Here is a 4,268-nt window from a genome sequence, read left to right as displayed (position 1 = left end):
CCCCCCCCCCCCCCCCCCCCCCCCCCCCCCCCCCCCCCCCCCCCCCCCCGAGTCCGTTTGGAGTGTGTCCCTCCGTAGCTGCTCGGAAGAGCCCAAAGCCGGAGCCGATCCTTCCGTACAGCGAACCAATTCAGCATGCCATCGGCACGCCGGTTCGTCGAAGAAGAGAGCTAGGGGCCGAGCCCGAAAAGCGGCATCGAACGGTGCGCGAGACCAGAAAGCGGAGGCAGGGCCGATTGACATTCCTTTCTAGTCGCAGTCGGATCTGGTTGTGCATCAGCCTCCATAACGGACAGGCCCTGACAATGGTAAACTGTGTCTTCATCAACCTGCGCTGCCGGCCTGGCAGCACGTATCGCGTTGCCGATGCACTTGCCTTGAAAGAGCTCCACTCGGAGCTTTACTCCACCAGTGGTGAATGGGACCTTCTGATGAAGGTTTACATCCCGGAGGGACAGGATGTGGGGCGGTTCATCAACGAGAACTTTCTGGACATCGAAGAGATCGAGCGCAGTCTGACGACCCTGACGTTCAAGGCCTTCTAGGTTTTTGCCACAGACCGCTTCCGCCGCAACGGGGCGATTGGCCTGCCGGGGAGCAAACCGTCAGCGCTGCCGGTCGTGGACTCTCCAACGCCAAGACCGCCCGGAATGCGCCCGGCTGAAGCCGCCATCCGATGGCGTGCTGCCGGTCCGACCAACGGTGCCGTTTCAAGCGAAGGCGCTGGATCTTTTCGGTCTGGGTCTTGGGCAGCGCGTCGAGGAAGAAGACGGCGCGAGGGTATCTGTATGGCGCGAGGGAGGCTTTCACGTGCTCCTGAAGCATCTTCCTCTTCGCATCGTCGCCTGCCTGCCCCTCAACCAGAACCACGTGGGCTGCAAACGATCGTGTCGCGACCGTCATCGGGCCGGCCTGCCGCGGCGCATTCGGCGACGGCGGGGTGCGCGAGAAGCACCGCCTCGACCTCGGAACCAGCGACGCCGTACCCGGACGAGATGATCATGTCGTCGTTGCGCGCGGCGAAGTGCAGATAACCGCCCTCGTTCATCGAGAAGGCGTCGCCGGTGACGTTCCAGCCGTCGCGCACGTAGTCGCGCAGCCGTTTATCGGTCAGATAGCGGCAGCAGGTGGGCCGACGGACGGCGAGGCGGCCGATCGTGCCGCGCGGCGCCTCCTGGCCGTCCTCGTCGATCACGCGCGCCTCGTAGCTCTTCACTGGCTTGCCGGTGCGGGCGGGGCGATGATCCTCGAATCGATTGGTGACGAAGATGTGCGGCAACTCGGTCGCGCCGATGCCGTCGAGCATGGTCTTACCGATCTTCTTCTCGATCCACTCCTCGTAGACCGGTGCAGACAAGGTCTCGTCCGCCGAGATCGCAGCCCGAAGCGAGGACAGATCGAGGTCATCGTCCATCGCCGGCAGCATCACGCGGTAGGCAGTCGGCGCGGCGAAGGACACGGTGGCGCGATATTCCTCGATCAGCGCGGCCATGTTCGGGGGGTAGCGATCTCGAGCAGAGCCGCCGCCGCTGCGAAGCGTAGCGGGAATACAGCCAGCCCGCCCAGGCCGAAGGTAAAGGCCAGCGGGGCGACCCGACGAAGATGTCGTCGGGCGTGCCCCCAACACCTCCTTCGCCTAGCCGTCCGCGATGATCAGGATGTCGCGGTGGAAGTGCATCGTCGCCTTGGGCGATCCGGTGGTGCCCGAGGTGAAGCCGAGCGGTGCTACGTCATTGCGTCCCGTCGGCACCGCGTCGAACTGGACGGGCTTGAACCGGGCGAGGCGATCCAGGTCGGGCCGGGGTTTCAAGTGCCGCCGAAGCCGACAGCCTTTTTCAGGCGGGTGCTGGTCTTGGCGCAGATCGCAAGCTCATCCATCAGCCGCATGTTGCAGAGCGCGAATTCGATTTCGGCCTTGTCGACGATCTGCCCAAGCTCCGCGGCGTGCAAAAGCGGCATGGCGTTGACCACCACGGCACTCGCCTTGGTCGCGGCCAACCAGCACGCCACCATTGCCGGATTGTTGGCCGAGTGGATCTGGACGCGGTTGCCCGGCCGAACGCCCAGATCGTCGACCATCGCGTGGGCGAGGCGGTTGGTCCAGTCGGACAGATCCTTGTAGGTGCGCCGCCGCCCGTTCCCGATCAGCGCCGTGCGGTCGCCTATGCCGCCGGCGACGATGGCGTCCGTCAGCTCCACGCCGACCTTGATGCGCTCGGGATAGTCGAACCCGTCGACGGCCTTAGGGATCCGCGCGCCGTCGAAGCGGAGCGTCGCCAGCGGATGCGGCGCGATGGCGTCGAGACGCTCGCGATGTGCAGGCCAGGCGCGTCTGCCGGGACCATGAAGGCCGACAGGCCACGGGCGCCCCGGTGCATTCTCGCTGCGGGCGAACAGGGCGTAGACGTCGGCGATCCCGCCTTTTAGATCCAGGTCTTCTCCCCGTCGAGCACCCAGGCGTCGCCGTCGTCGCGGGCCGTCATCGTGGAGTTCGCCACGTCCGACACCGACTGCGGCTCGGTCAGCGCGAAAGCTGCAATCGCATTGCCCGACTGCGTCAGCGGCAGTCATTCGCGCCGCTGCACGTCCGAACCGAAGAGCGACGTGCTCCGGTGCCCAATCCCTGCATCGCGAGAGCGAAATCGGCCAGACCGTCGTGGCGCGCCAAGGTCTCGCGGCTGAAATAGAGCGTGCGCACGTCCAGCGGCTGCGGATCGGCGGGGTCGACGGCGGTCGCTGCAGCCAGCCATCGGCATCCAGCCGCGCCACCAGATCACGGCAGGCGGCGTCGGTCTCGGTGTGGTCGATCGCGGACAGCCCCTCTGCCCAGTCGTCCAACGCGCGGGCGTGATCGCGGTGGCGGGCCTCGGGGAACGGCCAGTCGAGGTAAGAGCGGTCGGGCATCAGCCCCCTCGAACACAGGTTTTTCCTCTACGACAAAGGCGTCGAAGGCGCGGATGAAATCGGCGGTATGCATACAGATCGCCTGGGCCTTGATCGCTCGGTCCCGGGACATCGACCGTTCCTGGTTCAGCATGGTCTTGGTCATCATGTGCGCGAAACTCGGGCCAGCCGCGATGCAGACGGCCATGTCGCGGGCCGCGTCGTCCAGATCGGCAGCCGGTACGATGCGCTTCCCCCCCCCCCTCATGGGGCGCCTTCTTCGGCGCTTATCGAGCGGCCGGTATACAGCAGTTCGGCCGCACGGCCCTGGCCGATGATGCGCGGCAGCATTGCGCAGGCCCCATGTCGCAGCCGGCAAGCCCGACGCGTGTGAACAGGAAGGCGGTTTAGGGCTCGGGGTGGCGATGCGTAGATCCGAGGCCATCGCGATGATCGCGCCGGCTCCGACGCAGACACCATCGGCGGCGGCGGTGATCGGCGTGCCGTATCCCATCATCGCCTTGACCAGATCGCAGGTCATCCGGGTGAAGGCGAGAAGCTCCTTCATGCTCATCTTCGTCAGGGGGCCGATTATGTCGTGCACATCCCCGCCCGAGCAAAAATTGCCGCCGTTCGAGCCGAAGACCACCGCCTTCACGCCGTCATCGTAGGGCAGGTCGCGAATCCAGTCGCGCAGTGCGGAATAGCTGTCGAGGGTGAGCGGGTTCTTCCGGTCCGGCCGGTCGAGGCGCAGCGTGGCTATGCCGTCCTCGATCTCGCAGCGGAAATGCTCGGTGCCGGTTCTCACGCGGCCCCCTCGTCATTGCGCTCGATCTTGAGATGACCGGCCAAGGCGTCGGCCTCGTCGGCGGGAAAATCCGACAGCAGTTCGGACACCCAGGCCTCGTGTGCTTCTGCCTGTCGGGCGAATTCCTCGGTTCCCTTGCGGGTCAGGCGAGCCAGGGAGGCGCGGCGGTCCCCGGGCACCTGCACCCTGATCACGAAGCCGTCCTTGACCAGACGGTCGACGATGCCCGTGATGTTCCCGTTCGAGACGCGCAGCACGCCTGACAGCGCGCTCATCTTAAGGCCGGCATCGCTGCGGGCCAGCGCGGCCATCACGTCAAAGCGGGAAAGCGTGGTCTGGAACTCCGTCCGAAGTCGATCGCGCAAGACGGCCTCGACCCCGCGAGTGCGCTTGAGCAGTCGCAGCCACAGCCGCAGACACGCTTTCGATGTCTCGGCCTCGGAGGCCCGGGGCGCTGCCGCGGAGTCTTTTCCTGTCTGACGCACCGCCCGCTGCCTCACTGTTTGTGCTGTTCTAAGGGAACGCTAGGTCATGTTGACAAACGGCGGAGCCAGAGGCGGATCGAAGTGATGTCGAT

Annotated in this window: 2 protein-coding genes and 3 pseudogenes; 1 reads left to right on the top strand and 4 read right to left on the bottom strand. The window is 65.8% G+C overall.

The genetic code is table 11. From position 1 onward, the window contains the following. The first annotated feature begins 305 nt into the window (after window positions 1-305). Window positions 306-545, top strand: coding sequence for an Lrp/AsnC ligand binding domain-containing protein (locus ACFDS3_RS19275; protein WP_375263959.1), 240 nt, complete (start codon window positions 306-308; stop codon window positions 543-545). Between the two features lie 163 nt (window positions 546-708). On the opposite strand, the pseudogene ACFDS3_RS19270 reads toward ACFDS3_RS19275, so the two are convergent. From ACFDS3_RS19270 to ACFDS3_RS19255, 4 genes and pseudogenes are all read right to left on the bottom strand, one after another. Then, a pseudogene (locus ACFDS3_RS19270) lies at window positions 709-2,250 on the bottom strand (AMP-binding protein); the annotation flags it as partial. Next, window positions 2,239-2,904, bottom strand: a pseudogene (locus ACFDS3_RS19265) (acyl-CoA dehydrogenase family protein); the annotation flags it as partial. The pseudogenes ACFDS3_RS19265 and ACFDS3_RS19270, both read right to left, overlap by 12 nt. Window positions 2,905-2,908: 4 nt before the next feature. After that, window positions 2,909-3,691: pseudogene (locus ACFDS3_RS19260) on the bottom strand (enoyl-CoA hydratase family protein); the annotation flags it as partial. Further along, entirely contained in the window at window positions 3,688-4,056 is a 369-nt protein-coding gene (locus ACFDS3_RS19255; protein WP_375263958.1) for a MarR family winged helix-turn-helix transcriptional regulator, read from the bottom strand. The pseudogene ACFDS3_RS19260 and the gene ACFDS3_RS19255, both read right to left, overlap by 4 nt. Window positions 4,057-4,268 lie beyond the last annotated feature (212 nt).

Source organism: Palleronia sp. (genome assembly GCF_042089775.1).
GTDB lineage: Bacteria > Pseudomonadota > Alphaproteobacteria > Rhodobacterales > Rhodobacteraceae > Palleronia.
Note: the sequence above shows the minus strand (reverse complement) of the source record. Positions and strands in the feature narration are given on the sequence as shown.

What these genes read in the sequence shown, in the direction of transcription:
- ACFDS3_RS19275 (WP_375263959.1), top strand. Translation starts at nt 306, where the DNA reads ATGGTAAACTGTGTCTTCATCAACCTGCGCTGCCGGCCTGGCAGCACG.